Below are 26,407 nucleotides of genomic sequence, written 5' to 3' on the forward strand. Positions count from 1 at the left end.
TCCCCGCACCACAACGGAGACAAGCCATGACGCACACCGCACTCGCCCTGTCCCCCAGTCCGCGGACCGGCCCGCACAACACCATGTTGCGTGCCGCCGAGAAGCTCGGTTCCGGTCTCGACATCGGAACCTACGGCGGGCCATGCAATATCGCGCTGCATGACCTGGACCAGGACACACCCCCGCTGGGGTCGGCCACGGCGGGCGGTGTGCTCATCGCGACGCCCGAGTCCACCCACCCGGTACCCGGGGACCCGAAGAATGCCCTCGATCCGGCGAGTCCCGACTCACCGAGCGCACACATCGAACGCCCCCGAGGCAAGTCATGACCGGGCACTACGGTCAGGTCGCGTTCACCCCGCTGGTGCGTGAGCACCAACGCACACACGGCAGCCTGCACAGCTACGAGCGAATGGCGCAGGTGCCCGAGGTCGCCGATCGGATCGGGCCCGACGAGGCCTGGTTCATCGGCGAACGCGACAGCTTCTACCTGGCGACGGTCGGTGAGACCGGCTGGCCGTACATCCAGCATCGTGGTGGCGCACCGGGATTCCTGCGAGTACTCGACCCGCACACACTGGGTTTCGCCGACTTCCGCGGCAACAAACAGTACGTCAGCCGCGGCAACCTCGACCACGACGACCGCGTCTCGCTGTTCTTGATGGACTACGCCACCCAGTCGCGGATGAAGATCTTCGGCCGGGCCCGGGCGGTCGAGGCCGCCGATGATCCGGAATTGATTGCCTCGCTGGTGATCGACGGATATCGCGCACAGGCCGAACGCGCGGTATTGATCGAGGTCGAGGCGTTCGACTGGAACTGCCGTCAACATATCCCGGTGCTGTACCCGCAGGCCGTAGTCGCCGAAGCGATGCGGGCCCTGCGTCACCAGAACTCCGAGCTCGAGGGAGAAGTCGCCCGGCTACGCGGAGATTGCGCGCACGACTGATTCCCGTGGCTCGTCGCCGCCGCTGTGTGCTCGGCGGCCATGCCGTGGGCGACGACGGCGCTGTTCGGTTCACCCCGGTTCGCCGTCGCGAACCGGTCACTGTCTGAAAGGAACCCTCTGATGTCCGAACTTCCGGCGATCCCGGATTCCGCGCTGGTGGCCGAGGCCACCGAGCTGGTTCGCACCGCTGCGAGCCCGCTGATCTACCACCATTCGCGGCGCGTCTACTACTTCGGCGCACTGCGCGGCACGGCCGCGGGCCTGAGCTACGACCCCGAAATCCTGTACGTATCGGCCATGTTCCACGATCTCGGCCTGACCCGGCACTACCGCACCGGCCACCAGCGCTTCGAGATCGACGGCGCCGACGAGGCGCGTCGCTTCCTGCGCGCCCACGGCATCGCCGACTGCATGGCCGAGTTGGCCTGGACCGGCATCGCCCTGCACACCACCCCGCAGATCCCGCTGCACATGGCGCCGGAGATCGCACTGGTCACCCGCGGCGTCGAACTCGACGTACTCGGCATCGGCTACGACGCGATCACGGATGACCAGCGTGCGGCGGTCATCGCCGAACATCCGCGCCCCGACTTCAAGCGCCAGATCCTGGCCGCCTTCACCGACGGCATTCGTGACCGCCCCGACACCACCTTCGGCAATGTCAAAGCCGATGTACTGGCCCATTTCGTCCCAGGCTTCCGTCGCGGCGACTTCGTCGAGGTCATCCAGAACTCCGCCTGGTCGGAGTAAACACCCTCCGAGAAAGCGAAACCACCATGAGCCAGCAGTCGACGGTCTGGAGGTAATCGGGGGGCAGCAGAACAAAACAGGTCAGGCCCGGCACTAGTGCCGGGCCTGACCTGATGTTTTAAGTGGAGCTAAGGGGACTCGAACCCCTGACCCCACATAGAGCGTCATGAGCCCATCGGCCTGACGGAGTCAGTGTGCGGGAGCCCGACCCACCGACGATCAGTCCGGCGCGGCGACCGCCGCGCCCGGGCAAGAAAGTCGCTGAAATCGCAAAACATGCTTGGCTGCACCAGAATTTCGACGCTTTGATCGGAAACTTCGTCCGAGGCCAAAACCGCGCTGCACCCCTCCGCTCGCTACCCGAGACCAGCAGCAGGTACTCGGCCCGCGCTGATCGGTGGTCAGAACGTCAAGTACCCCAACGGGCGACAGGAAGCCGCCCGGTTCACCTTACTGAGATGGTCAGGAGCATAGGGCAAGGGTTGACCAGCACAAAGATGAAATCTGCCGACAGCGCGGCCTTCAGTTCTCGAACAATCTTCTCTCGGCAACGCCTGACACTGATGCCACCTCTACGACGAAAGCGGGGGGTTACCGGCGGGCCCGCTCAAGTCTTGCACCTGCCGACTTCTTCCCGGCAGGGCACACAGCAGAGGCTGCGCGATCAGAGCCGGGAACCGCTCGACACGGGTTTCAGCACGGATCGCTATCGCCACGACTCTGCAGCCAACTCAACAGCGCGGCCACCGCCTTGGCTTGGACAGCAGGGATACGTTACTTCCGCACCACCGACGTACCGAACGTTCAAGGACACCGTGCTCGCACAGCACACCCGTCGCGTGCACCACGCAACCCATCCGCCAATCGCCTGTCCAACGCCGCCGCCACGGCCGTCGACCTGACAGTGGGCGACATAGGCCGACGCGCCCGGTCGACGAACCGTCGCCCCCGGACAATCCGCGCACCCTGATGCGAGCGCCCCACTGGGCCAGCGGGCAGCGCCGCTCGAGGCCGTCTTCGAGATCTAGGGTGCCGAGAACCACGACGGCGAACATCTGCCATAGCAGCAGGCCGAAGCACCCACGGTGTATTGAAATAGATTGCATCACAATAATCTTCGCCCCGGCGGTCTGCTGGTTGAACTGCTGCGATCACTCACCTCTCTGCATTACTATGGTTGAGCGGGGACAGCCATCGGCCGGATTCCGGGGGGTCAATGGGCATCAGGTCACCGCGCGCGGGCGACGTGACAGCAACGGCGATGATCACAATCAAGACCTACCCGAATCCCAGCGACACCTACGGCGAGACCGTCTGTGTCGCGGGGGTTATGACTCGATCGCGGACGGCCGGAGTGGATCCGGCTGTATCCGGTCAAGCTTCGCATCGAGGACTTCAACAAGCGGTTCAGGAAGTACTAGCCGCCCAGTCAGGGTTCGAGTCCCTGTGGGGGCCGCTTCATTTGCGCAGGTGGGCGCGTTGCGCCGCCGGTCACGACGTACATCAGCGTCGCCACCCCGGCACGCGGGCAGGTAGACAGCCATAACCTCATGCTGGCGAACAAGTTCGTCAGCATGAGGCCGGCAAGAGGCTGTCACATGCCGGGTGCGAACGGTCGTCGGTGTCCCGTCGTAGTCTGAGCAGGTGGAAGATGGTTCGGCCGCAGAGCCGGCACCTTTTGTGCCGGATAGATCAGGCAAGGGTCCGGTAGCCACTTGCGTGGCGGAGGCGTGTTCCTTGAAGGTCTCGAACAAGAGTCAACAGCTTTGTGAAAAGCATTATCAAGCCTACTGGAAGTACGGCGACCCAAACGGAAGCCGCTCACGTGCACGGGGAGAGCGATGCCACGCTCCTGATTGTGAGCGGACACGGAGCAGCCGTGAAGGGCTCTGTTCCATGCATCGCCAACGCCTGCGTCGCACTGGATCGCTAGAGAAGCGGAAGCCCAAGGTCTGCTCGACGGCTCACTGCAACGGCAAAACCACGGCGAAGGGTCTGTGCCAGCGGCACTACGACGCCGCGCGCAAAAACCTGAGAAGATCTACCGGAATGTGCTCCACAACCGACTGCTCGAACGCGATAAAGGCACGCGGTCTATGCAGGTATCACTATGCAAAGCTCCAGCGGACTGGCCGATTGTCATCTGCCCCGCTCGCAGCGCGAGCCCGCGCTAAGGACAACGGCATTGGCGCAGAACATCCGACGAGTCGCCCATGCCGTGGCTGCGGTAAAGATTTGGCAGGCCTTCCAAGGGGTCGGCGCTACTGTTCGGAAGCCTGCAAGCCCCGATGCGGCGGTCCTGCCTGCGATCGGCAGGTATCAGGCAAGGGCCTGTGCTCGAGCCACGCGAAGCAGCAAAATCGCGGAGAGACCCTTCGAGCAATTTCTAGTCGAGCCCCCCAAACACCGAACGGACCATGCAGATGGTGCGGCGAGCCGGTCGGTGCTGGCAGCACGAGTCGGTACTGCTCAATAACATGCCGAAATTTGGCGCGACGGCATCCAACAAAAAGCAAAACCGCCGAATGCAGTCAATGCGGAAAGCTGATTGACTACCTAGCTCCCGCCAGCGGCGGCGGAAACCGCATGACACCGATTTCGAAGAAGCTGTGCGATGACTGCCGCCATCGCAGCGCGTCGTTGTACCTATCGGCGGATGACATTCGGGCACGCGACGGCGATGATTGCAGCATATGTGGGCTGCCGATTCCGACTGACGCATTTAAGCACCACCCGCTAGCCGCGGAGGTAGACCACATAATTCCGATTGCCCGAGGCGGAAGCCATGATCCGAAGAATCTGGCACTCGCGCATAAGACCTGCAATATCGCGAAAGGCGACAAGTTCGGCTGGCGACGAGATCCAGCCGAGGTTCTGGTGCTACTTGAAAGATGGCGGGACGATTATATGCCGATGACTCGAGCGACTTGCTCTGCGGACGAGTGTGACCGAGTTGCAGGTACAAAAAGAATGTGCGACAAGCACTACCACCGTGTCAAGAAGTACGGCACGACAGAATTGCCCGCAAAGTTGTCGGCGTGCAGTGCGAAAGATTGCATTAATCCTGTGCGCGCGAGGGGACTTTGTCGGTCACACTACACTCAATGGCTTCGCAATCGTAGTACCTGCAAGCATGAGGGGTGCGACAAAAGTTCTCATACTCGAGAACTCTGCAAACGGCATTACAGTAAATGGTTACTCAGCCGATCCGACCAGCCAAAATGCTCAGCAGAGAACTGTACCCGAACAGCCGAGGTTCGCGGGCTCTGCAATCTCCATTATTCGCGGGTGCGTACCGCGCTCCGTGCCGGTGCGGAGATCGTTGGCCTGTGGGATTGAACTACCCCGACCGACGACCAAACAGCGGCACCACACTCGACGGAACCTCAACCACCGGAGCAGACGTAGCCACCGGGGCGAGTGGTTCGGGCAGCAGGTTGGTCGCGCCACCGTCCTCTTCGGGGATCCAGTCGCCGTAGGTGTTCAAGGTGAGGGTGAATGTGCTGTGTCCCAGCCACTTGGACACCTGCATGAAGTGCGTACCGGACATCAAGCCGAGACAGCCCAAAGCGGTCCCAAATCCGTGACGGTTCACCCGGTGCCGCAGGGCCTGTCGGTATCTCTCGCAAGATAGAGGCTGAAACCGCAGGTGCGAGGATTCGGCGCGTCGCCAACGTTCTACGCTGGGAGGGAGGGCATGCTGACCGCGGCTACCACCTGCTCAATCGCTCGACAGACGGCTTTACTCCTTCGGATACCGCACGAGCGGCAGCCATGCCAAACTGATCACACTGCAGCAAAGCAAGGAGAGGTGAGGTCCGATGCCGGTACGCGTCAGTGTCGCCCCCAGCCTCCTGGAGTGGGCCGTCGAACGCGCTGGCTGGGACGACGAGACAATAGAGCGCCGTGCCCCGAAACTCGATGAGTGGATCAGCGGCGAGCGTCAGCCGACCCTAAAGCAGTTGGAGAGCTTCGCGCAGGCGACTCATACGCCGTTCGGTCTGTTGTTCCTGCCCGAGCCCCCGAACGAGCCTTTGCCTATTCCGGACATGCGTACGGTCGGCAACGCGACGGTTCCCCGCCCATCGGTGGACCTGCTGGACACGATCTACATCTGCCAGACCCGGCAAGAGTGGTACCGCGACTACGCACGGAATCACGGTGCTCCACAGCTGGATTTCGTGGGCTCCGCGACAACCGATACACCTCCGGTGGATGCAGCGCGGGCGATCCGCGCTGCCCTCGGCTTCGACCTGACCGAGCGCACCGCCTTTGCCAATTCCGACGATGCGCTGCGGCAGCTGATCGACCGTACCGAGGCCATCGGCGTCCTCGTGATGGTGAACGGCATCGTCGGCGGCGACACTCACCGCGTGCTCGACCCGGAGGAGTTCCGGGGCTTCGCGCTGTCCGATCCGGTGGCGCCGCTGATCTTCGTCAACGGTACCGACACTAAGGCGGCGCAGATTTTCACGCTGGTCCATGAGCTCGCCCACGTCTGGCTCGGCGGCAGCGCCCTGTCCGACGCGGCGATGACCGCGTTGGACGGCGTTGCCGAAGAGCTGTGGTGCAACCGGGTCTCCGCCGAAGTCCTGGTCCCACTGGCCGCTCTTCGCCGCGACTACCAGGGCGAGTTGACACCCCAGGAGCTGACACGGCTGGCCCGTCGCTACAGGGTGAGCACGTTGGTGATCCTCAAGCGTCTGTTCGACGCACGTTTCCTCGGCTGGGATGACTATCAGGAGCGGTACGAGGCAGAGCGAGAGGCAGTCATCGAGTTGGCAAAGCGCTTCCGCGGAGAGAACTCTGGAGGGAACTACTACTACACTCAGCCGTTGCGCCTAAGCCGCCAGTTCGCGCGTGCCGTGGTCGCTAGCACCTATCAGGGCGACACCAGCTTCCGAGATGCCTTTCAGCTCCTTGGAACGAAAAAGCACGAAACCTTCGCCCGCCTGGCCGACGAGATCGGAATCGGTTGATGTACCTGGTTGACGCGAACGTTCTCATCGAGGCGAAGAACCGCTACTACGCCTTCGATATCGCCCCCGGGTTTTGGGAATGGCTTGAGGGCGCGCATGCTGCTGGCGAAGTGTGCAGCATTGAGGCGGTGAAGACTGAGCTGGTCGGCCGAGCCGACGATCTCTCGGCCTGGGCGCAGAGGAACAGTTCGTTCTTCCAGTCGATCGATCAGGCCACGACGGCTCACTTCCCGGCTCTCTCTGCGTGGGCTGCGTCGCGTACCTTCACTCCTGCAGCACTCGCGGAGTTCGCAGGCAACCAGGCCGATTACCAACTGGTGGCTCACGCGCGCGGTCACAACCTTGTGCTGGTCACCCACGAGAGGCCGGACCCCAACTCGCGGAAGCGGGTGAAAATCCCTGACGCGTGCGCCGCGATCGGTGCCACCTGCATGGACCCGTTCGAGATGATGCGACGCACCGGGGCGAAGCTGAGACTAGGCACCTGACCGGCGGCGACCGACACGGCGCCCGCGTCCCGACCTTCCCGCGAAACATCCGGAGCATTACTTCAATTGCCCATGCCCGAGGCAACGGATTGCCCGCCCGTATCCGAAGCAACATCATCGAATCGAACACGCCTCCGCGATGACCAGACGTTTTGCAGCTGCCCATGTTCTGCGTGTCCTGCCAAGGAATCGAACCTGCGACTACCCGACTGGACCGGCGCCATATCCAGGATCTTCAACCAGTCGGGCTACAGGCCGTCGCGCGCACGGATTTCGAGGGACCGCACGAGCCGTTCGGCTCTCGCGAGGGTGGAATGAAGGCCCTCGGAAAGTGTGCCGAAAGCACTCTGACCCGGCTCGACTACGGAGCACCAGCCTTCCCGAACTCCTCCCGTTCGGCGACTGCGCTGGTGTATGCAGCCATCAGCGCATCTCGTACTTCCTCCGCCGGTCGGAGTTCGTAGACGAAGTTCAGTAGTTGCTGCCGATTTGGCATCGTCTCAGCAGCCATCCAGCCGGGCAGGCCGGTACGTGTCGACTCAGATTGGAACATCTCCGGGGTAACGCCCGCGCTGTGCAGGCAGGACCAAATGCGGTGCGCGAGTTGCAGACGCATGTTGTAGTGGGCGGCAGACACACCCATGCTGTCGAGACTGGCTATGAGGTGGTCGTAGGGCTTCTGAGGTGGCTCACCGCCCGTATCGCCCTTTGCCGCCGCAGCAGCGCGAGCCCGATCCAGCTTCGTGGATCGGGCCGGCTGGCGGAGGGGAAGCTCAGTCTGAGGACTACTCACGCGGATGGGCTGTTCCTCAGCGATGAGAGGTTCCTCGTGTAGGTTGCGCTCTTCATGAACACCGAGGCTCCACAGCCTCATCACCTTGTCCACCTCGGACTGGCACGCAAGTGCACCGACAAGCGCCTCGGTCATCGCACGCGCAGGCATCCGTGGGCCGGTCAGCGCCTTGTATACGGTCTGGTGGGAGTATCCGGCCATCCGCCCCAGCTCAGTGGTGGACTTGTCGCCACACTCGGTTATCAGCCGCTGCAAGTACAGGAAGAACGACAACCGGGCACCCGAGGGCACACCCGGCTTCCGGAGACGGCGCTTCGCCATTGACGACCCCTTGGCAACATCTTTTCAACCTGACATCTACTTCACATCAGCGGTGTCTCACCAGTTCAGCAGAGCACCTGAGAAGAGTTTGCCCGGGAAATCCGTTGCTGCCAACCTTGTTTCAGCACGACCGCCGAACGCCTATCCGGCACTAAGCGCCGTAAACAGACTCAAAGTACGAAAACAGGAGGTAGCAGTGCCACGCCGTTCCCCCCGGGCCGTCCAGCCGCAGCCCGGCGTCGTCAAGAGGGGTACCCAGAGCCCCCCTGTGCCAGTCCCGATGTCGTGGCCCGGCGCGGCCGTCGATCTTCTCGCACTGACACTGATACTGACCGCATTGGTTGCCCTCGTCGTGTTCGGCAACGCCAATGCCGCGGTTATTGCCGCCGTGGGTGCCGCCACAGCCATCGCGATTCGGGCTTGGCACGGCAGACGTAGCGCCTAACCCATCGCGAGCGGCAGCGGTCAGGCTGACGCCAGACCGACTCCGGACAAGATCTTGTGGCGACTAGGTTATGTCTCCCAATAGCTTCAGCCATTCGACCGTGAGGGCCATGACGATCCCGGCCCGGTAGGTGCAAGCCAGCTTGTCGTAACGAGTCGCGACACCACGCCAATGCTTCGCTTTGTTGAACGCCCGCTCGACCACATTGCGCCTCTTGTAAGCGTCGGAGTCGAACCCGGGCGGGCGCCCGCCGGCACTGCCACGGCGTTTCCGGTTGGCTACCTGATCAGACCGTTGCGGGATCACCGCCACGAACCGCCTGCTGCGCAACAGCTTTCGGTTCGCCGCAGAGGAATACGCTTTATCTGCCAAGACCCGATCGGGATTGCGGCGTGGCGGACCATGACCAGTTTCGGGACCGCGATCGCGTCGAGTACCGCGGGCATCACCGGGCAATCTGCGGCCTGGCCCGCGGTGATCAACACCGCCAAACCGCGACCATTACCGTCGGTGGCCAGATGGGCTTTGGTAGTCAACCCGCCCCGAGACCGGCCGATCCCGTGATCAGTCGGCTCATAACTCACCATCCGGGCCGGAAACCGCGCCGCCGCTGCGACGGGTGTTGGCGCCGTGTTGATGGACCCGCACGATCGTCGAGTCGATCGACACCGCCCAATCGAGGTTGCCGGTCGCGTCCGCCAACGCGGTCAACGCGACCAACACCCGATCCCAGGTCCCGTCGGCGGCATAGCGGCGGTGCCGTTTCCACACCGTCTGCCACGGCCCGAAGGCCTCGGGCAGGTCCCGCCACGGCACTCCGGTCCGCAACCGGAACAACATTCCCTCCACGACCTGGCGGTTGTTGGAGAAGTTACGACCCACGCGGCCATCGGATTTCGGCAACAGCAGCTCGAGAAGTTCCCACTGGTTGTCCGTCAGAAGTTGATGCCGATCACCGGCAGTCTTCGCCACGGCGAACATGATGCCCGACCTGACGGACTACCGGCGGTGAACCGAAAATCCGATTGGGACACATGACCTAGTGCCGATTTCGATCCGTCGCAGTGCATCGAACCACGACAAGTTCGGACGGGCCGAATCAATCAGACATACAGCCAAAGCGGGGGGTAACCGGGGGCTGAACCGCAAAAAACAGGTCAGGCCCGGTCTATGACCGGGCCTGACCTGCTATTTCTGTGGAGCTAAGGGGACTCGAACCCCTGACCCCCACATAGAGCGTCATGAGTCCACCGGCCCCGACGGGGTTGGTGTGCAGAGCCCAACCCCACCGACGACCAGTCCAGCGCGGCGGCCACCCCGACCGGGCAATAGGTCGCTGAAATCTCGAAATATGCTCGGCTGCGACAGAATTTCGGCGCCTTGATCGGAATCTTCTTCCGTGGCGAAAACCGCACCGCACCCATCCGCGGGTCACCCCGAGACCAGCGGCAGGTACTCAGCCCGCGCTGATCGGTGGTCAGAACGTCAAATACGCCAACGGACGACAGGAAGCCGCCCGGTTCACCTTGCCGAGATGGTCAGGAGCATGGTAAAAGGGGCTGACCAGCACAAAGATGAAGCCTGCCGACAGCGCGGCCTTCAGTTCTCGAACAATCTTCTCTCGGCACAGCCTGACATTGATGCCACCTCTACGACGAAAGCGGGGGGTTACCGGTGGGCCCGCCTCAAGTCTTGCACTTGCCGACTTCTTCCCGACACGGCGCACAGCCAACGCTGCGGCGATCAGAGCCGGAAACCGCTCGACCCGGCCTTTAGCGCGGATCTTGTCGCCACGAATCTGCAGCCAACTCAACAGCGCGGCCAGCGCCTTGGCTTGGACTGCAGCGATACGTTCACTTCGCACCACCTACGTACCGAACGTTCAAGGACACTGTGCTCCCACAGCACACCTGTCGCGTGCACCACGCGACCCATCCGCCAATCGCTCCGTTCAACGCCGCCGACGCCACGGTCGTCGACCTGGCAGTGGCGACATAGGCCGGCGGCCTGCTGGTTGAACTGCTGCGATCATTCACTACTGCGCACTACTCTGGTTGAGCGAGGACAGCCATCGGCCGGATTCCCGGGGGGGTCAATGGGCATCAGGTCACCACGCGCGGGCGACGTGACAGCAGACGAGCACGGCACCCAGGTGCGGGTTTTGCCCCCGATGGTCCGCATGTTCTGGTATGGCAGCCCCGAGCGGCAGGGAAAGCGGGCGTTCGGCGCGTGGATCTGGGCACCGCACGAGAACGCCACCGGGCGCGCGGTATTCGTGTGGCGAAACCGGCACCCGGAGGCATCCAAGCTTACCGGTGTCTGTTAGACGTAACAGGCTGCTCCGATCCCCGGTCCACCGATCCGTGTGCCTACCTAGCCTCCGCGTGCGGGCAGGAACAGTCCGGACTCGACAGGGGATAACGCAGCGACGAATATCGACCCTCCAACAGTCGGCGACCGGCAGCTTGGGTACAACTATCGGCAATGGCTGCCCGCCGCCGCAGTCGCCTGTCCGACCCGTCACCGCGATGAGCACCGGCGATGGGCGAGCGGGCTCGCACACGAAGCGCGCGGCCGAAGACGGCGAACGGCGTTCGAAAGGAACGACCCTACGGGCGACCCAGCGCGTTTACCGAGAATACTGCGCCGCATGCTTGAGTGGCGTGTTCGGACTGGACCAACAGTCCAGGTCAGTCGTCTGATCTGGAGAGCCTTGAGCGCAGGCGTGCGACGTCAACTGGCGCGGGGGAAGACGCTCCCGCTGACTCAAGCACCGTTGCGGCCTCGACCAGGAAGTCCATAGGAGATTTAGCGCCACTTTGAGTCGCGATCTCACAGGCTACAGTGAGATGCTCAACCATTCGGTCCTCTTGCACTGTATCTCCGACAGTGATCATGGCAGTACAGGCGAGTAGCATTGCAACACGTGTCGAGTCGTCGGGCGCAACTTGAGTGACACCCCACATAGCTTGATAGCGCCACGTATCGGATGGGCCGCTTTCTCGCTCCACGGCTGCCAAAATGTATTGCAGGTCTTTCCATGAGTTGACAGCCATATGCCACCACCCGGGCCGACCTACTGTGACCAGCGCGACTTGTTCGTCCCATTCTTCGCTGCTGCCTCGATCGACGACAACCTGGCAGTCAGTTGGAACATCGACGATGTGTGCTCCCAGAGCGTCGAGGATCTCTCGCCGCCTTATCTCAAGGATTTCTTTATACTGCGTCTCGTCCAGCGCTCCGTTCTCTAAGCGGCTGGCAGTACGAAGTTGCTGTAGTGTCGATGTTCCGAATGCTTCTACACCGAGGCTTCTAGCCAGTCGCCTCTGCGCCAGATCGTCGGACCAAAGTTGCACACCTCGGCGCTTCGCGAGCGCGATCGGTCCGAGCCAAGGGGCTGCCCCCGGGAGATTGACCTCTTCAAGAGTGGCGTTTTCGACCGTTCGCGTAGCGGCAAGAGCACGGTCGATTTTCGAGAATCGGGCGAGCGCTTCGAGATGGCCTTCTATTTCGATCTCGACAGCTACGATCGAGTCGGTTCTTGCGTCGTATCGTATAGAGCTGCTACTTGAAGAGCGACCCTCCAGAACGGCGCGTCCCGCACGTATATCTGTGTAAGACCCTAGAGGGATGAGGAGGCTACGGAACTTGCCGCGGAAGTTGTCGAACTCGCCGAGTTCACCAGCGACGAGCAGGGTGGAAGCATCGACCACGACATCACGGTTTGACGCTGCCCGGGCTGCCTCCTCATCGGCTGAGTCGTCCTCTTCGATTGCCGCTGCTGAAATGAAGTATCCGAGCGGTCTGGTCGCGAGAGTGGAAGAGTACGGACGCCCCGCCGCCAAAGCCAACATGCCCAAAGGTAGGCGGGCCTGACGGATCATCTGTACGAGTTCGATCAGCGGACGCTCATCGCGACGCGTGAGGTCGGTCATCTGGGCGATCAGGTCTTCGCTCGTAGGCGCCTGCAGGATTTTAATCGGGCTACGGTCACCGTGCCGCTCCACGTGAGCATCGAGTGCAGCGAACGCGGCTGCTCGGCGATCACGATCGAGGATTGGTCGTTGATCAACAGGTGTGGCCAGTTCGTCGTCCGCATCGCGCGTGCGAGTGATCACCGCGGTCAGAAGACCGGCGCTAAGCTCTGCCTCGGCAGCAAAGGTGTCCGCCAATTGCAACATGCGCGCGTACGTGGGTGCAGCTAGCGTTGGTCGGGTCATCACGACCGAAAACCAGAGACGAGCCATGTCCGGTGTGACGATCGCCGGCTCGTAACGCGACAGCGTCGCAAAAGCGTCATCTTCCTTGGCCAGGCGCATCTGCACCTCTAGCAGTTGCCAGACATCGCGCTCTTCGACAGTCAGTTCATCCGAGTTCACGCACTCGATAAGCTGGCGTTCGAGCCGCGAGAAAATTCGGCTGTCGGCGGGATTCTCTAGAGCTTGATGCCATAGAAGACGCGCTAACAATTGATGGGCGGCACGACGATCAACCGGCTCAGCGACGGAGGACGCAAGGACATCAGTAGCCGTGTCGTGCGCCTCATCCAGGCGCTGCAAGCGGATCAGTAGTTCAGCACGCCTCAACGCGAAATCAGGAATGCCGAATCGAAGATGGGCTGCCTCGGCTGCAACTTCGGCGTCGTCGATCCTGTTGGCGTCTGCCAAATAATCAATAAGCTTCCTTGCAGCGAGTTCGTCACGCTCAGCCAACAGGCGCAATTCCGGGAGAACTGCGTCGAGATCGGCATGAGCCTTGGCGCTGATCGCTGCGAGATCCCGGAGATCCGCTGCAATGATGCGATCGGCCACGAGTGGGTCGAGCCGCACTGACTCATCCACTCCGAGGTCGCTCAAACGCATCACGACTTGTAGCAATGCCTCGGGCCGGGTCTTGTCCAGTCGTTCGGCCAGACTGATCAACGCTCTTTTCTGGTCCCCGTCCTCATCGGCTTCGTCTCCCAACCGAAGTCGCGCGAGGTCTCGATCCGCGCCCGGTGGGAGAGACTCAATCAATTGCAGCGCGAGGTCACGTCGCCCGAGAGCGGTCGCCGCAGTCGCTGCAAAGGTACAGATATCGAGCCTTTGCGACTCTTCGAAAGTCGCTCTGCCGTCGGGCGCTGGCAAACTTCGATCGAGCACTTTACTGAATTGGCCCGCGACGAGCAGGCACTGCAACAGCGTGTGCAATGCAAACTCGGTGGGGCCGGACCAGGCGTGAATCCGGTCGACGGCATCAGAGGCGAATTGGACAGCGCGCCGTTGGTCAGTAGGCTGCATGCTCGGTGTTCGCGCCCTGCGGCTGAGTACACGCGCTAAAGCACTCATCAGTCCGGCTGATTCAGGAACCCGCGCGAGCGCCCGCTCGAACAGTTCAACGGCGCGATCGAGGTTGTCGGCGTGTTCGCTCTGACGCGCAAGAAAGGAAATCACCAGCTCGTCGTCGGCAATAGCTTCAAGTCGCGCCTTGAATTCCTCCGTCAAAGGTACAGGCGCGGCTGAGCCTTCGGGATGGGCGAGAACAGCACAACCAATTTCGAGGTGCACATCCCCGGAGGCTTCGGGCATTGAGGCAGCGACCGCGAGGAGCTCCTGGGCACGAAGTTGATCGAATTCCAGCGCAGTGAGACCCGCGTCACGCGTGTACCTGAACTTCAACTCCGGCGTCTGTTCCGCAGCAGCAAGTAGCACGTCGACCGCCAATATTGGCAAACCATGAGCGTGTGCATAGTTAGCTAGTATTACCAGACCATCACTTGTGCCATCGGGCGAGAGCCAAGCTGGGGCGCTGCCCAATAAGGTGCGCACAACGACTTCGGGCGCCCCACGACCTCGTGTGAGGTGCGCAGCGAGCAAAGCAGCTGCATCCGCATTCGCAGCCTCGAAGATCTCTAACCGAGTAATTACCGGCGACGGCAAGCGCGTCAGGTTGTCGCGATAGTCCGAAAGCGCCGTTTTTGCGAACTGCTCGGCGGCCGTTTCCCAAGTTGCCCCAGCGCTGGGCAGGGTCTGAGTCTTTGGAACCACGACGTAAACGCCGCCGCGCGGGCCGGTTTTCAACGTCCTCTCCGACAATTCTTGCCAGTATATTGTCTGTGCACTCTTGTCGATCAGCAAGAGATACATAGGCAGGGAGTGACCGAGCCAGTACGGAATGTGCTTTTTCTTGGGACGAAACTTCCAACCTACATCTGTTTCCTCGCCAAACTGCGAGCGGCCCCCTTTCAGCTGTAGACCGACCAACCGACCAGTTGGAACTCCATCACGTTTGACTTCCACATGAGCGTCGACACCAAAATCCGAGGTCGTCTGTTCTCGGAAGGTATGCCCAAGAAACTCGTTGATCTGAAACTCGCAAAGCCCGACGGAGGCCCGATCGATTCGGTTCGTATCGTCGTTGATCGGAATGCCTCCCCGGTCGGTGTTCCCTAGCTACAGGATAGCGCCCTTCCCGCTCCCGCTCCGCGAACTCACTGCGCGCGGCCGAGCCTGGGCGGACGGCGGTTCGACGAGGGCGCGGTGGTTGGCATCCACCGGCTCTGGCGCAAGCGGTACACGTCAGGAGCTGCCGTTGCCCTCCTCTGGAGCGAGCACATCCAGGAGCACGTTCGCCGCTGAGCGCACATCGCTGGGCTGACCGGGTCTGGTGAAGGCGAGCAATTCTCTGATGAACGCGGTGAGTCGGAGCTCGGCTTCGGGTTGCTCGGTGGCAGTGCAGCGCGAGATGGCTTCGCTGGCCATGGAGAGCGCGGTGTCCAAGATCGTGTCCAGTGCCGTCTCCGATGACGCGCTCACCGCATCGCTCACCACGCGGTGGAAGAAGGCTTCTGCGGCCGACTTTTCGACGATGGACGTGGCGAAGCGCTGCCGCGACCATAGATCGTCCTCGGTATCCCGGTTTCTACCCGGCACGTAGGGCGGGAGGTAGCCGCGTTTACGCGCTTCGCTCAGCCAGCGGCTCGCGGTGACAAGTGAGACCTTCCACTGATCGGCGATCGCCTTGCGGGCCGGACGCCCAGCCTTCTCTGCCTCGGTATACGCCCAGCTCACCTGCAGGTAGTGCTGCGCGTGCCACGACCTATCCGACTTGGGCAATTGAGTCCGGGCGTCACCGAGCAGCTGTGACACCCGGTCGGACCAGTCGGTGTGCAGCGCATGCTTGATGCGCTCGAAGAGCACCTTGACCTGTACGCGGCGCAGGCGGGTCTGGTTGATCGAGATCGGCGTCGCCGGATCTCGCTGCCCGATTGACAACTTGGTGATCATCGGCTCGCCCTTTACGAGCGAACCTTCGATCGTGTACGTCCACGGTCCGGGCAGGTCGCTGTAGGTGACCACGACTCGCTGTGTCCCATCCGCATCGGCGAAAGCCATGCCGCCGGTACCGGTTTGCCCGTCGAACGGCGGAACGCTGAGGGCCGCCACTACATCGTCGTCCGAAATGATAAGCCCCTGCCATATCGATACAGGACCAAGCGTAGACGGAGACCGCTGCCGGTAGAAGGCTGGAGCGCATTAACCACCCCTGCACGGCGCGTACCGCGAAGGCCGACAACACGACAGAGAGGCGTCACCACATGGCAACCAGCACCGCGAACCAGTCCGGTTGGCAACCGGATCCCGAGCCGCTGCCGCTGCGGTGGTTCGTGATCCTCGCGTTCTCGGGCGCAACTGGCGTCGTTGTCGGAGCGATCACCGATGTGGGCGCCGGGGTTGCGACCACACTCGCGATGGTTGGCCTGCTGCACGTGATACTCGGCAGATAGCTCATCCAGTAGGTCGAAGCCCCCGATCGATTGCGGGGAGGAGTCTTCGAGTAGCAGTGATCGATGGCTCGCGTAGGCTCCGTTGCGCCCGCCGCCGTGCACGACGGCGGCGGGCTTTACCCTACGAATCAACCCGCGACCAGTAGTGTTCGGTGCTGAAGCAGGGTTGGCGTACTGGTCGATCCGCCCTGCGGACACACCACCGTCAGCGTCCATCTACAACGGCTAGGTGGCGTCGACCATGAGACGACCAGCGCAAAACCGCTGCTCGTCTGCGTTCCAATGTTCGACACGCCCCGCCGTGGGCACATCGAACATGGGACCGGGCACCAGTCCGTACCGGCAGTCCGACATCGTTAGATCGGGTAAGAATCTCCAACGACCAGGCGTTTTCCGGTTTCCCATGTTCTGCGTGTCCTGCCGAGGAATCGAACCTGCGACAAAGACGGTGGTCCGAACCAAAAGCACGAGCAGCCCGCAGGGCGAATCCATCAACACACGACCAAAACGGGGGGTTTCCGGGGGGCCAGGACAGAAAACAGGTCCGGCCCGGTCAATGACCGGGCCGGACCTGCTATTTCTGTGGAGCTAAGGGGACTCGAACCCCTGACCCCCACACTGCCAGTGTGGTGCGCTACCAGCTGCGCCATAGCCCCGTGTTCTGTTTTCTCAGCGGCTCTCGCTGCTGCCTGAATGAAGTTACACCATGGTTCTCCGGGAGAACAAATCGGCTGGTAGCGGGCGAAAACACGGCGTTGTGGGTGGGGCTGGGGTGGGCGCTGGGGCGTGCGGTGGGACGGGGTGGGAACTAGGATGTGCCGAACCTCACGCGGGTCAGGGGGCGAGGTCGACGACCCAGTTCTCGTCGCGCCAGTCGATGGCGGTGGTGCCGTCGTAGATGGCTGGGGTGGCGGCCTTGTTGTCGGTGCGGGCGTCGAGGTCGGCGAGGTTCTTCTGCGCGGCGGTGGCGGCGGCGTCGCGCTGGGTGCTGTTGGCGATGCAGGCGGCGGCGGATTCGGGGGAGCCGGATTCGCGGGCGATGGTGGCCAAGGCGGGGTTGCTCAGGTCCTCGGCGCCTTCGGCGGGCTGACGATCCACGAACAGGGTTTCGTGGAACTTGCTGTAGGCGGGGCCCGAGCCGGCCTGGGCGACACACAGGTTCGCCGCGATGGCGCGGGTGGAGTAGTCCTCGCTCTTGGACTGCGGGTCGAGGAAAGCGACGAAGTGGTAGTTCACCGCCAGCTTGCCTTCGTCCACCTTCTGGGCCAGTTCCTGCCCGAAACCGCGTTCCATCAGGCCGCAGGCGGGGCAGAGGGGGTCTTCGAAGATGTCGATGGTCTTCGCGGCGTCGGGGCGGCCGAGCCGGATCACGCCCTCGGGCTGCACGGCCACCTCCACCGCGGCTTCGCGCACGGCACCGTAACCGTCGTTGCGCACCTCGGTGGGGGTTTCCTTGCCCCATTTGAAGGCGGCGAACACGATCAAACCGATGACGACGAGTGCCACCGCGCCCAGCGCGTAGGTGGTGTTGCTCGAGACGGGGCTGGGTTTGTGCGAAGAACCGGCTTTGCTCACCCGTCCACTCTGCCTCGAGTCGGTCGCGGCGCGCCGCCCGGGCGGTCGGAAACGTCGCTGACCAGCCGATCGGCTACGGCGACTTGCCGTAGCCGGCGCGCCGACCGGTGGGCGCCATGCCGTCGCGCACCACCGGCGCGTCGGCGGGCCCGCCGTCGCAGGTGCACTGGGGGTCGATGCCGTCGCCCGCGTGATCGGGGTGGGCGGGGTCTTCGTGGTGGACGATCCGTGAGGGCTCCGGCGTCACCAGCCACAGCGCCGCCGACACGGCCAGCACCGCACCGGTGACCGTCATGCCCACCTCGAAGGAGGTGTGGTCGGCGACCCAGCCGATCACGATCGGGCCCAGCACGGTGCCCAGATCGGCCGACATCTGGAACGCGGCAAGCACCGGTCCACCGCGAGCCCTGGTGCCGATCACGTCGGCCAGGGCCGCCTGCTGCACGGGGGTGAACATCCCCGAACCCAGTCCGGCCACGAACGAGGCGGCCAGGAACCAGGGCATCGTCGGCGCGAACCCGAGCGCGGCGGTGCCCACGGCGCAGATGGCCGAGCCGAGGATCAGGAACGGTTTGCGACCGAAACGGTCGGAGAGCCGGCCCGAGGCGAACAGCACCGCCGCGTTACCCGCGGCGAACACGGTGAGCGCCACGCCCGCCATGCCCGCTTCCTGCTCCAGGATCTCCACCACCAGCAGCGGAACGAACGCCATTCGCACACCGAACACGGCCGCGCCGCCGGCGAAACTCGTCAGCAGTACCGCGCGGTAGGCGGGCCGCGACATGGCCTGGCGGAAGGTCAGTTCGGGCGCGGCTGTCGCCGAGTCGGTGGCCAGCACCGGCGATTCCCGCAATCCAACGAAAACGATCAGGCACACGATGAGCAGCGCGACCGCGTAGATGACGAACGGTGCGCGCAGACCGAGCCCGGCCAGTGCGCCGCCGACCAGCGGGCCGAGCAGTGAGCCGAGCAGGAAACTGGTCGAGTAGACACCCGAGACCCGCCCGCGCGCGGCGGGTGGGGACACCCGGATGATCAAGGCCATCGACGAGACGGTGAACATCGTCGAGCCGATGCCGCCGAGCGAACGCAGCACCATCAGCTGCCAATAGGTCTGGGCCAGCGCGCACGCACCGGTCGACACCGCGACGATCGCGATACCGGCCAGATACACCCGCCGCTCGCCGAGCTTCTGCACGAGCCGGCCGCTGGCGGGCGCGAACAGCAACCGCATCAACGCGAACGCGCTGACGATCGCCGAGGCCGCGGCGATGCCCACCCCGAATTCGCGCGCGTACTGCGGCAGGACCGGTGCGACGAGACCGAAGCCCAGGGCGATCACGAACGCGGCCGCGATCAGGACCCAGATCTCGGGGGGTAGCCGGACTTTGACCGGGGTACTCACTCTTCCAGCGCCTGGTTCACCATCTCCTCGGCGGCCGCCTGCACCTGGGTCAGGTGCTCGGCGCCGAGGAAGGATTCGGCGTAGATCTTGTACTTGTCCTCGGTGCCCGAGGGGCGCGCGGCGAACCAGGCGTTCTCGGTGGTCACCTTCAGTCCGCCCAGTGCGGCGCCGTTGCCGCGCGCGGTGGTGATCACGCCGGTGATCTGCTCACCGGCGACCTCGGTGCCGGTGATCGCCTCGGCGCTGAGCCGGGCCAGTTTGGCTTTCTGCTCGCTGGTGGCGACGGCGTCGATGCGCGCGTAGGCGGGGCTGCCGTGCTGGCGTTCCAGTTCGCCGTACCTGGCCGAGGGGGTCTGGCCGGTGACGGCGGCGATCTCGGCGGCGAGCAGGGCCAGCAGGATGCCGTCCTTGTCGGTGGTCCACACGGTGCCGTCCATCCGCAGGAACGAGGCGCCCGCGCTCTCCTCACCGCCGAAAGCCAGGCTGCCGCTGAACAATCCGGGCACGAACCACTTGAATCCGACCGGCACCTCGTACACATCGCGCCCGAGCAGCCCGACCACCCGGTCGACCATCGAGGAGGTGACCACGGTCTTGCCGATCTTGGTGAGCGCGTCCCACCACATGCGGTTCGCGACGAGGTATTCGATGGCCACGGCGAGGAAGTGGTTGGGGTTCATCAAGCCGCCGTCGGGGGTGATGATGCCGTGGCGGTCGGCGTCGGCGTCGTTGCCGGTGGAGATGTCGTAGTCGTCCTTGATCCCGACGAGCGCGGCCATGGCGTGGCGCGAGGACGGGTCCATCCTGATCTTGCCGTCGCTGTCGAGGGTCATGAAACGCCACGTCGGATCGACGAAGGGGTTGACCACCTCGAGTTCGAGATCGAAACGCTGGCCGATCTCCTCCCAGTAGTCCACGCTGGCCCCGCCCATCGGGTCGGCGCCCATCCGGATGCCCGCGCCGCGAATCGCGTCCAGGTTCAGCGCGTTCGGCAGGTCGGACACATACCGGTCGAGGTAGTCGTAGCGCTCCACGTGGGACTTCATCGCCTGTGCCAGCGACACCCGCTTGACCTCGGCGAGCCCGCCGCGCAGCAGTTCGTTGGCACGGGCGGCGATGGCGTCGGTGGCCTTGGTGTCGGCGGGACCGCCGTGCGGGGGGTTGTACTTGAAGCCGCCGTCGCGGGGCGGATTGTGCGACGGGGTGACCACGATGCCGTCGGCCTGGTGCTTGGTGCCGCCCCGATTGTGGCGCAGCACAGCGTGGCTCAGCGCCGGGGTGGGGGTGTAGCGGCCACGGGCGTCGATCACGGCGGTGACGTCGTTGCCCGCGAGGACCTCGAGCGCGGTGGTCCAGGCGGGTTCGGACAGGGCGTGGGTGTCGCGGGCGAGATAGACCGGGCCGGTGATGTCGCGGGTGGCGCGGTACTCGACGATCGCCTGGGTGATGGCCATGATGTGCGCCTCGTTGAATGCACTGTCCGCGCTGGACCCGCGGTGGCCGGAGGTGCCGAAGACCACCCGCTGGCTCGGCTCGTCCGGATCGGGGACGCGGCTGTAGTACGCGGTGACCAGGTGGGCGATGTCCACCAGGTCGGTCGGGCGGGCGGGCCGTCCGGCGCGATCGTGGGCCATGGTGGGAGTTCCCTTCCGTGTCGGCTGCGCGCGGCTGGTCATGAGGATCATGCGCACAACCACTGGGTCAGGGTCGCGGCGGCGTACACCGCGGCCAGACTCGCCGCGACGCTGATCACGACATTGCCCAGGGCGTACGCGTAAGCGCCCTCGGTCACCAGACGGACCGTCTCGTAACCGAACGTGCTGAACGTGGTCAGCGCACCGCAGAAGCCGACGGCCACGAACGCCGACAGCGCACTGCCGGTACTCGCGCCGATCAGACCACCGAGCAACGCCGAACCGACGATGTTAACGGTTGCCGTCCCCCACGGCAGCCCGGCCGCGAATCGCGCCGTGACCGCCCGGTCGATGAGGTAGCGCACGGGTGCGCCGAGCATCCCGCCCGCGAACACCAGAGCCGCGGTCATCGCCGCACTCCCGGTGTCCGAGCCCGCGTCTCGACCATCGGATGGCCACCTTCCGTCGTCGGATTCACGTGCTGCGCCTCGCGGCGCCCGCGGCCCAGCGGGTTCCGGTCATGGCGGCGACCACCGCGCCGAGCCCCGCGAGCACCGAGAGGCCGAGATAGCCGACGGCCGTGCCCGTCGAACCGGTGTCGATCAGTGTACGAAGCTCGAGGCTGTAGGCGGAGAAGGTCGTGAAGCCGCCGAGCACACCGACTCCCAGGAAGGGCCGCAACAGCACCGGCGCGGACCAGAACTCGGTGACCACCACCATCAGGACCCCGAGCGCGAAGCAGCCGGCCACATTGATCGTCAACGTCGACCACGGGAATTGACCGGCGCGCACCGGCCACCACTGGCCCACCCCGTAGCGCGCCGTCGCCCCGAGACCGCCGCCCACCGAGATGGCCGCCAGGACTGCCGGATCGAGCGCGGCGGGCCGCGATGTCATGCGCTGCCCTCCCCTGCTGATCCGACGGTGGTCAGTGCTCATCGTATCCAGACCCACCGACACCGGAGTCGGCGGTGCGGGTCCGGCAAACACCCAGCATCGCCTGACCGGCGCACGGCAACGGCCCGGACCGAGTACCGGTCCGGGCCGCGCGCGGGTGGGTCAGTGCGCCAGCACCGGCTCGCCCTCGGCCGGGGCGGGCACCGTGTTCGGCATCAGCACCGCGATCACGATCGCACCGAACACGAAAGTGGCCGTGGCCCACCAGAAGCTGGTGGTGTAGCTCTCGATCGCGGCCTGCGCCATCGTGAGCGGCCCGGGCTGATGGGTGGACACGTAGTCGGTCATCGCCGAGGCCGCGATCGTGCTCAGCAGCGCGGTGCCGATCGAACCGCCGACCTGCTGGCTGGTGTTGACCATCGCCGAGGCGACACCCGCGTCATCGTGCTGCACACCGGCGGTCGAGCCCTGGAACGCCACCGACATCGCACCACCGAGACCGAGCCCGAGCAGGATCAACGCGGGCAGGATATGGGTGACATAGGCGGTGTCGAGGCCGATCTGGGTCAGCCACAGCATGCCCGCCGCGGCGACCAGGAAGCCGCCGCTGATCACGACCTTGGGCCCGACGCGGGGCAACAGCAGCGAGGGCGCGGTGGTCGAGGAGGCCACCATGCCCGCGACCATCGGCAGGAACGCGACGCCGGTCATGATCGGCGAATACTCCAGCGACAGCTGCATGTAATAGGTGAGGAACAGGAAGATCGCGAACATCCCGATACCCATGACGAACACGGTCAGGTACGACCCGCCGCGGGTGCGGTCGGCGATGATGCGCAGCGGCAGCAGCGGATTGGCGACCCGGTTCTCGAGCCAGCCGAACGCCACCAGCAACACGGTGCCGCCGATCAGGAACGCCAGGGTGACCGGGTCGCTCCAGCCCTCGGATTCGGCGTGGGAGAAGCCGTAGACGATACCGAAAAGCGCGGCCGTGACGGCGATCGTGCCGGGCCAGTCCAGCTGCGGACGACTGGTGGAGGTGTGCTTGGCCAGCAACAGCACCGCGCCGACGAGGGCGACAGCGGCGAAGATCAGGTTCACATACATCGCCCAGCGCCACGACGCCCATTCGGTGAGCACGCCACCGAGCAGCAGGCCGATCGCACCACCGGTACCGGCGACCGCGCCGAAGATGCCGAAGGCCTTCGCGCGTTCCTTGGGTTCGGTGAAGGTGACGGTGAGCAGTGACAGCGCGGCGGGCGCGAGCAGCGCGCCGAACACGCCCTGGCCGACCCGGGCCGCGACGAGCATCTCGAAGCTGCCTGCCGCACCGCCGATCGCCGAGGCGACCGCGAAGCCGATCAGGCCGATGATGAAGGTGTTGCGACGGCCGAACAGGTCGCTGAGGCGGCCGCCGAGCAGCAGCAGGCTGCCGAAGGCGAGCGCGTAGCCGGTGATCACCCATTGCCGGTCGGCGTCGCCGAAGCCGAGGTCGGCCTGGGCGGCGGGCAATGCGATGTTCACGATGGTCGCGTCGAGCACGACCATCAACTGGGCGATGCCGAGTACGGCAAGCACCCACCAGCGCAGGGCGTGGGAGCCGCGACGGTCACCCGCGCCTTTCGCGGGACTCGTCCCGGTGTCGAGTGTGGTGGTCATAACTCCCCTGATTTGTCGGCTGATGGCGGCGCGGTGGCATAATCGGAGATATCGCCTCCGCTTCATTTCGAAGCTACCAGAGGAACGGAGAAGACACCTCCACTTAATCCGGCAATGGGTAGGATGCACCTGTGAAACACGCCACGTCGACCGACACACCACCCCGCCGGTTGCGCGCCGACGCCGCCCGCAACCAGCAACGCATCGTCGCGGCCGCACGCGAGCTCTTCGCTGATCACGGCCTGGAAATCACCCTCGACGATGTCGCCGAGCGAGCCGGCGTCGGCGTGGGCACGGTGTACCGGCGTTTCGCGAACAAGAAGGAACTCATCGCCGAGGTCTTCGACCAGCACATGGTCGATTTCGCCGACGCGGCCGACCAGGCGATGCGTGAGCCCGACCCCTGGCTCGGACTCGTCGAGTTCTTCGAGCACGCGTGCAGGCACCTGGCGACCAACCGCGGCTTCGGCGAGGTGATGTTCGAACTCGAGGAGGACCCGGTCCGCTTCGCCGAACTGCGCGACCGGATCCGGCCCGCGGTGGGCGCCATCGTCGATCGCGCGCGCGCCGCGGGCGTGGTGCATTCCGACATCACCACCACCGATTTCTTCGCGCTGATCCACATGGTCAACGCCTTCGCCGAGTTCGCCGGTCCGGTGAATTCCGCGGTGTGGCAGCGCTATATGGCCATCACCCTCAACGGGGTGCGCACTGATGCGGTGCCGCGCCAGCCACTGCTGGTCGACCCGCTCACCGATACCGAGGTCGAGCAGGCCAAGGCCGCGGGCTGCCTCGGCCGTCGCCGCTGAGGCGTTTTTCTCCTGATGCAGTAGCGCGCGTCACAGTTGCTGCTCTACTGTTGGACACATGACCAAGAGCACCTGGGTGAACTGGGCGGGCGAGCAGCGCTGCTCACCCGCCGTCGTCGCGGCCCCGCGCGACGTCGATGAACTGGCCCGAATCGTCACCGAGTCCGCCGCCGCGGGCCGCACCGTGCGCGTCGCCGGATCGGGCCACTCGTTCACCGATGCCGTGCTCACCGACGGCACCCTGATCGACCTCGCCAACCTGAACAAGGTGCTCGACGTCGACACCGCCACCGGCCGGGTACGCGTGCAGGCCGGACTCACCCTGAACGCGGCAAGCCCGCTGCTGCACGAACACGGCTTGGCCTTCCCCAACCTCGGTGACATCGACACCCAGACCATCGCGGGCGCCACCGCCACCGCCACCCACGGCACCGGGGCCCAGCTGCCCAACATCTCCGCCGCACTGCACTCGGTGGAGGTCCTGCGCGCCGACGGCACCCGGGTGGAACTGAACGCGCAGACCGATCCCGACGGCTGGAAAGCGGCCCGAGTCAGCATCGGCGCGCTGGGCATCGTCACCGCGGCGACACTGCAACTCGAGCCGTCGTTCGTGCTGGAGAGTTCGGAACGACCGGTGCCGCTCGCGGACGTGCTCGACGACCTCGACACCTATATCGACGGCAACGAGCACTTCGAGTTCTTCGCCTTCGCCCACAGCGAGGTGGCGATGACCAAGGCCAACAACCGAACCCAGGCGCTGGAGCAGCCGCGCGGCAAACTCACCGAGTGGCTCAACGACATCCTGATCTCGAACCACCTCTACGACGCCCTGTGCCGGCTGGGCAGGCTCGTCCCCGCCACCATCCCCACCATTCACCGCGCCGCCACGCTCGCGGGCAGCAACAACCGTCAGGTCGACCGCTCCTACCGGGTCTTCGCCACCCCGCGCAAGGTGAAGTTCAACGAGATGGAATACGCGGTCCCGCGCGCGCACAGCGCCGCGGCGGTGCGCGAAATCCTCGCGCTGGGCAAGCGTTTCGGCACGCCGATGCCGATCGAGGTGCGCTGGGTCGCCCCCGACGACGCGTTCCTGTCCCCCGCCACCGGCCGCGACACCTGCTACATCGCCGTGCACCAGTACCAGGGCATGGAATGGCAGCCCTACCTGCGCGCCTGCGAAGCGGTGTTCGACGCCTACGACGGTCGGCCGCACTGGGGCAAGCACCACTTCCAGACCGCCGACACGCTGCGCGCGCGCTATCCGGATTTCGACCGGTTCACCGCGGTGCGGCGCCGTTTCGACCCCACCGGGGTGTTCGCCAACGACTACGTGCGCCGGGTGCTCGGGCCGCTCGACTGAGCCGGGCGGGGTGCGGACACCGGCGGACAACTGTGCCGCCGAACCCACACCTCGGGTCGTGGATGGAATGATGTCGGGGAAACTCGAAGTGCCGCAAGGAACTTCGCACCTGCGTTGAAAGGCCGACCATGGCCCACACCCCGACCGTGCTGTTCGTCTGTGTCCACAATGCGGGCCGCTCACAGATGGCCGCCGGCTTCCTGCGCGCCCTGGCCGGCGACCGGATCGGAGTGCGCACCGCGGGCAGCGAACCGGCGCCCGAACTCGTTCCCGCCGCGGTGGCCGCGATGGCCGAGGTCGGCATCGACATCTCCGGCCAACGCCCCGCCGTACTCACCGACGACGTAGTCGGGCTCTCCGACGTGGTGGTCACCATGGGATGCGGCGAGGTGTGCCCGTACTTTCCCGGCATCAGCTACCGCGACTGGGTGCTGTCGGATCCGGCCGGTCAGCCCATCGAGGTGGTCCGCGGAATCCGCGACCACCTGCGCATCCTGATCGGCAACCTGATCGCGGAACTGCTGCCCGTGCCCGCGCGCTGAGGTCCGATTCGTTCAAGACCGGCGCGGAACCGGTAC

Annotated in this window: 21 protein-coding genes, 1 tRNA gene and 1 pseudogene; 10 read left to right on the forward strand and 13 right to left on the reverse strand. The window is 64.6% G+C overall.

The annotated features are described in order from the left end of the window. Nucleotides 1-26 precede the first annotated feature (26 nt). From ACFO5K_RS13400 to ACFO5K_RS13415, 4 genes are all read left to right on the forward strand, one after another. Nucleotides 27-329, forward strand: coding sequence for a hypothetical protein (locus ACFO5K_RS13400; RefSeq protein ID WP_378561227.1), 303 nt, complete (start codon nt 27-29; stop codon nt 327-329). Beyond that, nucleotides 326-949: a pyridoxamine 5'-phosphate oxidase family protein gene (locus ACFO5K_RS13405; protein ID WP_378561229.1), complete on the forward strand. Its 624-nt coding sequence runs from the start codon at nt 326-328 to the stop codon at nt 947-949. Before ACFO5K_RS13400 ends, ACFO5K_RS13405 begins: the two co-directional genes overlap by 4 nt. Before the next feature lie 120 nt (nt 950-1,069). Next, nucleotides 1,070-1,699, forward strand: a complete 630-nt coding sequence (locus ACFO5K_RS13410) for an HD domain-containing protein (protein ID WP_378561231.1) — start codon at nt 1,070-1,072, stop codon at nt 1,697-1,699. 2,586 nt (nt 1,700-4,285) lie between these two features. After that, nucleotides 4,286-5,038 carry an HNH endonuclease gene (locus ACFO5K_RS13415; RefSeq protein ID WP_378563803.1) on the forward strand — a complete coding sequence of 251 codons (753 nt, stop codon included), beginning with the start codon at nt 4,286-4,288 and terminating at the stop codon, nt 5,036-5,038. Nucleotide 5,039: 1 nt separating this feature from the next. On the opposite strand, the gene ACFO5K_RS13420 is transcribed toward ACFO5K_RS13415, so the two are convergent. After that, entirely contained in the window at nt 5,040-5,249 is a 210-nt protein-coding gene (locus tag ACFO5K_RS13420) for a hypothetical protein (protein WP_378561234.1), read from the reverse strand. Between the two features lie 271 nt (nt 5,250-5,520). On the opposite strand from ACFO5K_RS13420, the gene ACFO5K_RS13425 reads away from it, so the two are divergent. Both ACFO5K_RS13425 and ACFO5K_RS13430 read left to right on the forward strand, forming a co-directional pair. Then, complete coding sequence (locus ACFO5K_RS13425) at nt 5,521-6,678, forward strand: ImmA/IrrE family metallo-endopeptidase (RefSeq protein WP_378561236.1); 1,158 nt, start codon at nt 5,521-5,523, stop codon at nt 6,676-6,678. Next, nucleotides 6,678-7,166, forward strand: a complete 489-nt coding sequence (locus ACFO5K_RS13430; protein ID WP_067985289.1) for a DUF4411 family protein — start codon at nt 6,678-6,680, stop codon at nt 7,164-7,166. The genes ACFO5K_RS13425 and ACFO5K_RS13430 overlap by 1 nt, the downstream gene beginning before the upstream one ends. 361 nt (nt 7,167-7,527) lie before the next feature. Here ACFO5K_RS13430 and ACFO5K_RS13435 read toward each other — a convergent pair whose 3' ends face one another. The 5 genes and pseudogenes from ACFO5K_RS13435 to ACFO5K_RS13455 all read right to left on the reverse strand — a co-directional run bounded on the left by ACFO5K_RS13435 (nt 7,528) and on the right by ACFO5K_RS13455 (nt 16,149). After that, nucleotides 7,528-8,232 carry a hypothetical protein gene (locus ACFO5K_RS13435; RefSeq protein ID WP_378561238.1) on the reverse strand — a complete coding sequence of 235 codons (705 nt, stop codon included), beginning with the start codon at nt 8,230-8,232 and terminating at the stop codon, nt 7,528-7,530. Nucleotides 8,233-8,788: 556 nt separating this feature from the next. Next, nucleotides 8,789-9,706 (reverse strand): annotated as a pseudogene (locus tag ACFO5K_RS13440) (IS5 family transposase). A 496-nt stretch (nt 9,707-10,202) separates the two neighbouring features. Beyond that, nucleotides 10,203-10,592, reverse strand: coding sequence for a hypothetical protein (locus ACFO5K_RS13445; RefSeq protein WP_378561240.1), 390 nt, complete (start codon nt 10,590-10,592; stop codon nt 10,203-10,205). Between the two features lie 823 nt (nt 10,593-11,415). Next, nucleotides 11,416-15,132 carry a DUF4365 domain-containing protein gene (locus tag ACFO5K_RS13450; protein ID WP_378563806.1) on the reverse strand — a complete coding sequence of 1,239 codons (3,717 nt, stop codon included), beginning with the start codon at nt 15,130-15,132 and terminating at the stop codon, nt 11,416-11,418. Nucleotides 15,133-15,282: 150 nt separating this feature from the next. Then, nucleotides 15,283-16,149 (reverse strand): hypothetical protein, encoded by an 867-nt coding sequence (locus tag ACFO5K_RS13455; protein WP_378561242.1) that lies wholly within the window; start codon nt 16,147-16,149, stop codon nt 15,283-15,285. Between the two features lie 152 nt (nt 16,150-16,301). On the opposite strand from ACFO5K_RS13455, the gene ACFO5K_RS13460 reads away from it, so the two are divergent. After that, entirely contained in the window at nt 16,302-16,490 is a 189-nt protein-coding gene (locus tag ACFO5K_RS13460; protein WP_378561244.1) for a hypothetical protein, read from the forward strand. A gap of 583 nt (nt 16,491-17,073) precedes the next feature. On the opposite strand, the gene ACFO5K_RS13465 is transcribed toward ACFO5K_RS13460, so the two are convergent. The 7 genes from ACFO5K_RS13465 to ACFO5K_RS13495 all read right to left on the reverse strand — a co-directional run bounded on the left by ACFO5K_RS13465 (nt 17,074) and on the right by ACFO5K_RS13495 (nt 23,660). Then, nucleotides 17,074-17,146, reverse strand: a tRNA-Ala gene (locus tag ACFO5K_RS13465). Nucleotides 17,147-17,324: 178 nt separating this feature from the next. Continuing rightward, nucleotides 17,325-18,065: a DsbA family protein gene (locus ACFO5K_RS13470; protein ID WP_378561246.1), complete on the reverse strand. Its 741-nt coding sequence runs from the start codon at nt 18,063-18,065 to the stop codon at nt 17,325-17,327. A gap of 73 nt (nt 18,066-18,138) precedes the next feature. Beyond that, entirely contained in the window at nt 18,139-19,470 is a 1,332-nt protein-coding gene (locus ACFO5K_RS13475) for an MFS transporter (protein WP_378561248.1), read from the reverse strand. Beyond that, entirely contained in the window at nt 19,467-21,104 is a 1,638-nt protein-coding gene (gene pgm, locus ACFO5K_RS13480) for a phosphoglucomutase (alpha-D-glucose-1,6-bisphosphate-dependent) (protein WP_378561251.1), read from the reverse strand. The genes ACFO5K_RS13475 and pgm overlap by 4 nt, the downstream gene beginning before the upstream one ends. Before the next feature lie 47 nt (nt 21,105-21,151). Further along, entirely contained in the window at nt 21,152-21,514 is a 363-nt protein-coding gene (gene crcB, locus ACFO5K_RS13485) for a fluoride efflux transporter CrcB (RefSeq protein ID WP_378561254.1), read from the reverse strand. A 64-nt stretch (nt 21,515-21,578) separates the two neighbouring features. Continuing rightward, nucleotides 21,579-22,001: a fluoride efflux transporter FluC gene (locus ACFO5K_RS13490; RefSeq protein WP_378561257.1), complete on the reverse strand. Its 423-nt coding sequence runs from the start codon at nt 21,999-22,001 to the stop codon at nt 21,579-21,581. A gap of 162 nt (nt 22,002-22,163) precedes the next feature. Then, nucleotides 22,164-23,660, reverse strand: coding sequence for an MFS transporter (locus ACFO5K_RS13495; protein ID WP_378561259.1), 1,497 nt, complete (start codon nt 23,658-23,660; stop codon nt 22,164-22,166). A gap of 131 nt (nt 23,661-23,791) precedes the next feature. Between ACFO5K_RS13495 and ACFO5K_RS13500 the strand changes: the two genes are divergently transcribed. From ACFO5K_RS13500 to ACFO5K_RS13510, 3 genes are all read left to right on the forward strand, one after another. Next, complete coding sequence (locus tag ACFO5K_RS13500; RefSeq protein ID WP_378561262.1) at nt 23,792-24,469, forward strand: TetR/AcrR family transcriptional regulator; 678 nt, start codon at nt 23,792-23,794, stop codon at nt 24,467-24,469. Nucleotides 24,470-24,527: 58 nt separating this feature from the next. Beyond that, nucleotides 24,528-25,829 carry a D-arabinono-1,4-lactone oxidase gene (locus tag ACFO5K_RS13505; RefSeq protein WP_378561265.1) on the forward strand — a complete coding sequence of 434 codons (1,302 nt, stop codon included), beginning with the start codon at nt 24,528-24,530 and terminating at the stop codon, nt 25,827-25,829. Nucleotides 25,830-25,957: 128 nt separating this feature from the next. Further along, nucleotides 25,958-26,371, forward strand: coding sequence for an arsenate reductase ArsC (locus ACFO5K_RS13510; protein WP_378561268.1), 414 nt, complete (start codon nt 25,958-25,960; stop codon nt 26,369-26,371). The last annotated feature ends 36 nt before the right edge of the window (nt 26,372-26,407 follow it).

This window comes from Nocardia halotolerans, from assembly GCF_042650145.1.
Lineage (GTDB): Bacteria > Actinomycetota > Actinomycetes > Mycobacteriales > Mycobacteriaceae > Nocardia > Nocardia halotolerans.

Bases quoted from the DNA above. Each gene is read 5' to 3' on its own strand.
- ACFO5K_RS13410 (WP_378561231.1), top strand. From the start codon at position 1,070: ATGTCCGAACTTCCGGCGATCCCGGATTCCGCGCTGGTGGCCGAGGCC.
- ACFO5K_RS13490 (WP_378561257.1), bottom strand. From the start codon at position 22,001: ATGACATCGCGGCCCGCCGCGCTCGATCCGGCAGTCCTGGCGGCCATC.
- ACFO5K_RS13460 (WP_378561244.1), top strand. From the start codon at position 16,302: ATGGCAACCAGCACCGCGAACCAGTCCGGTTGGCAACCGGATCCCGAG.
- crcB (WP_378561254.1), bottom strand. From the start codon at position 21,514: ATGACCGCGGCTCTGGTGTTCGCGGGCGGGATGCTCGGCGCACCCGTG.
- ACFO5K_RS13400 (WP_378561227.1), top strand. From the start codon at position 27: ATGACGCACACCGCACTCGCCCTGTCCCCCAGTCCGCGGACCGGCCCG.
- ACFO5K_RS13420 (WP_378561234.1), bottom strand. From the start codon at position 5,249: ATGTCCGGTACGCACTTCATGCAGGTGTCCAAGTGGCTGGGACACAGC.
- ACFO5K_RS13430 (WP_067985289.1), top strand. From the start codon at position 6,678: ATGTACCTGGTTGACGCGAACGTTCTCATCGAGGCGAAGAACCGCTAC.
- ACFO5K_RS13495 (WP_378561259.1), bottom strand. From the start codon at position 23,660: ATGACCACCACACTCGACACCGGGACGAGTCCCGCGAAAGGCGCGGGT.
- ACFO5K_RS13425 (WP_378561236.1), top strand. From the start codon at position 5,521: ATGCCGGTACGCGTCAGTGTCGCCCCCAGCCTCCTGGAGTGGGCCGTC.
- pgm (WP_378561251.1), bottom strand. From the start codon at position 21,104: ATGGCCCACGATCGCGCCGGACGGCCCGCCCGCCCGACCGACCTGGTG.
- ACFO5K_RS13415 (WP_378563803.1), top strand. From the start codon at position 4,286: ATGACACCGATTTCGAAGAAGCTGTGCGATGACTGCCGCCATCGCAGC.
- ACFO5K_RS13510 (WP_378561268.1), top strand. From the start codon at position 25,958: ATGGCCCACACCCCGACCGTGCTGTTCGTCTGTGTCCACAATGCGGGC.
- ACFO5K_RS13405 (WP_378561229.1), top strand. From the start codon at position 326: ATGACCGGGCACTACGGTCAGGTCGCGTTCACCCCGCTGGTGCGTGAG.
- ACFO5K_RS13505 (WP_378561265.1), top strand. From the start codon at position 24,528: ATGACCAAGAGCACCTGGGTGAACTGGGCGGGCGAGCAGCGCTGCTCA.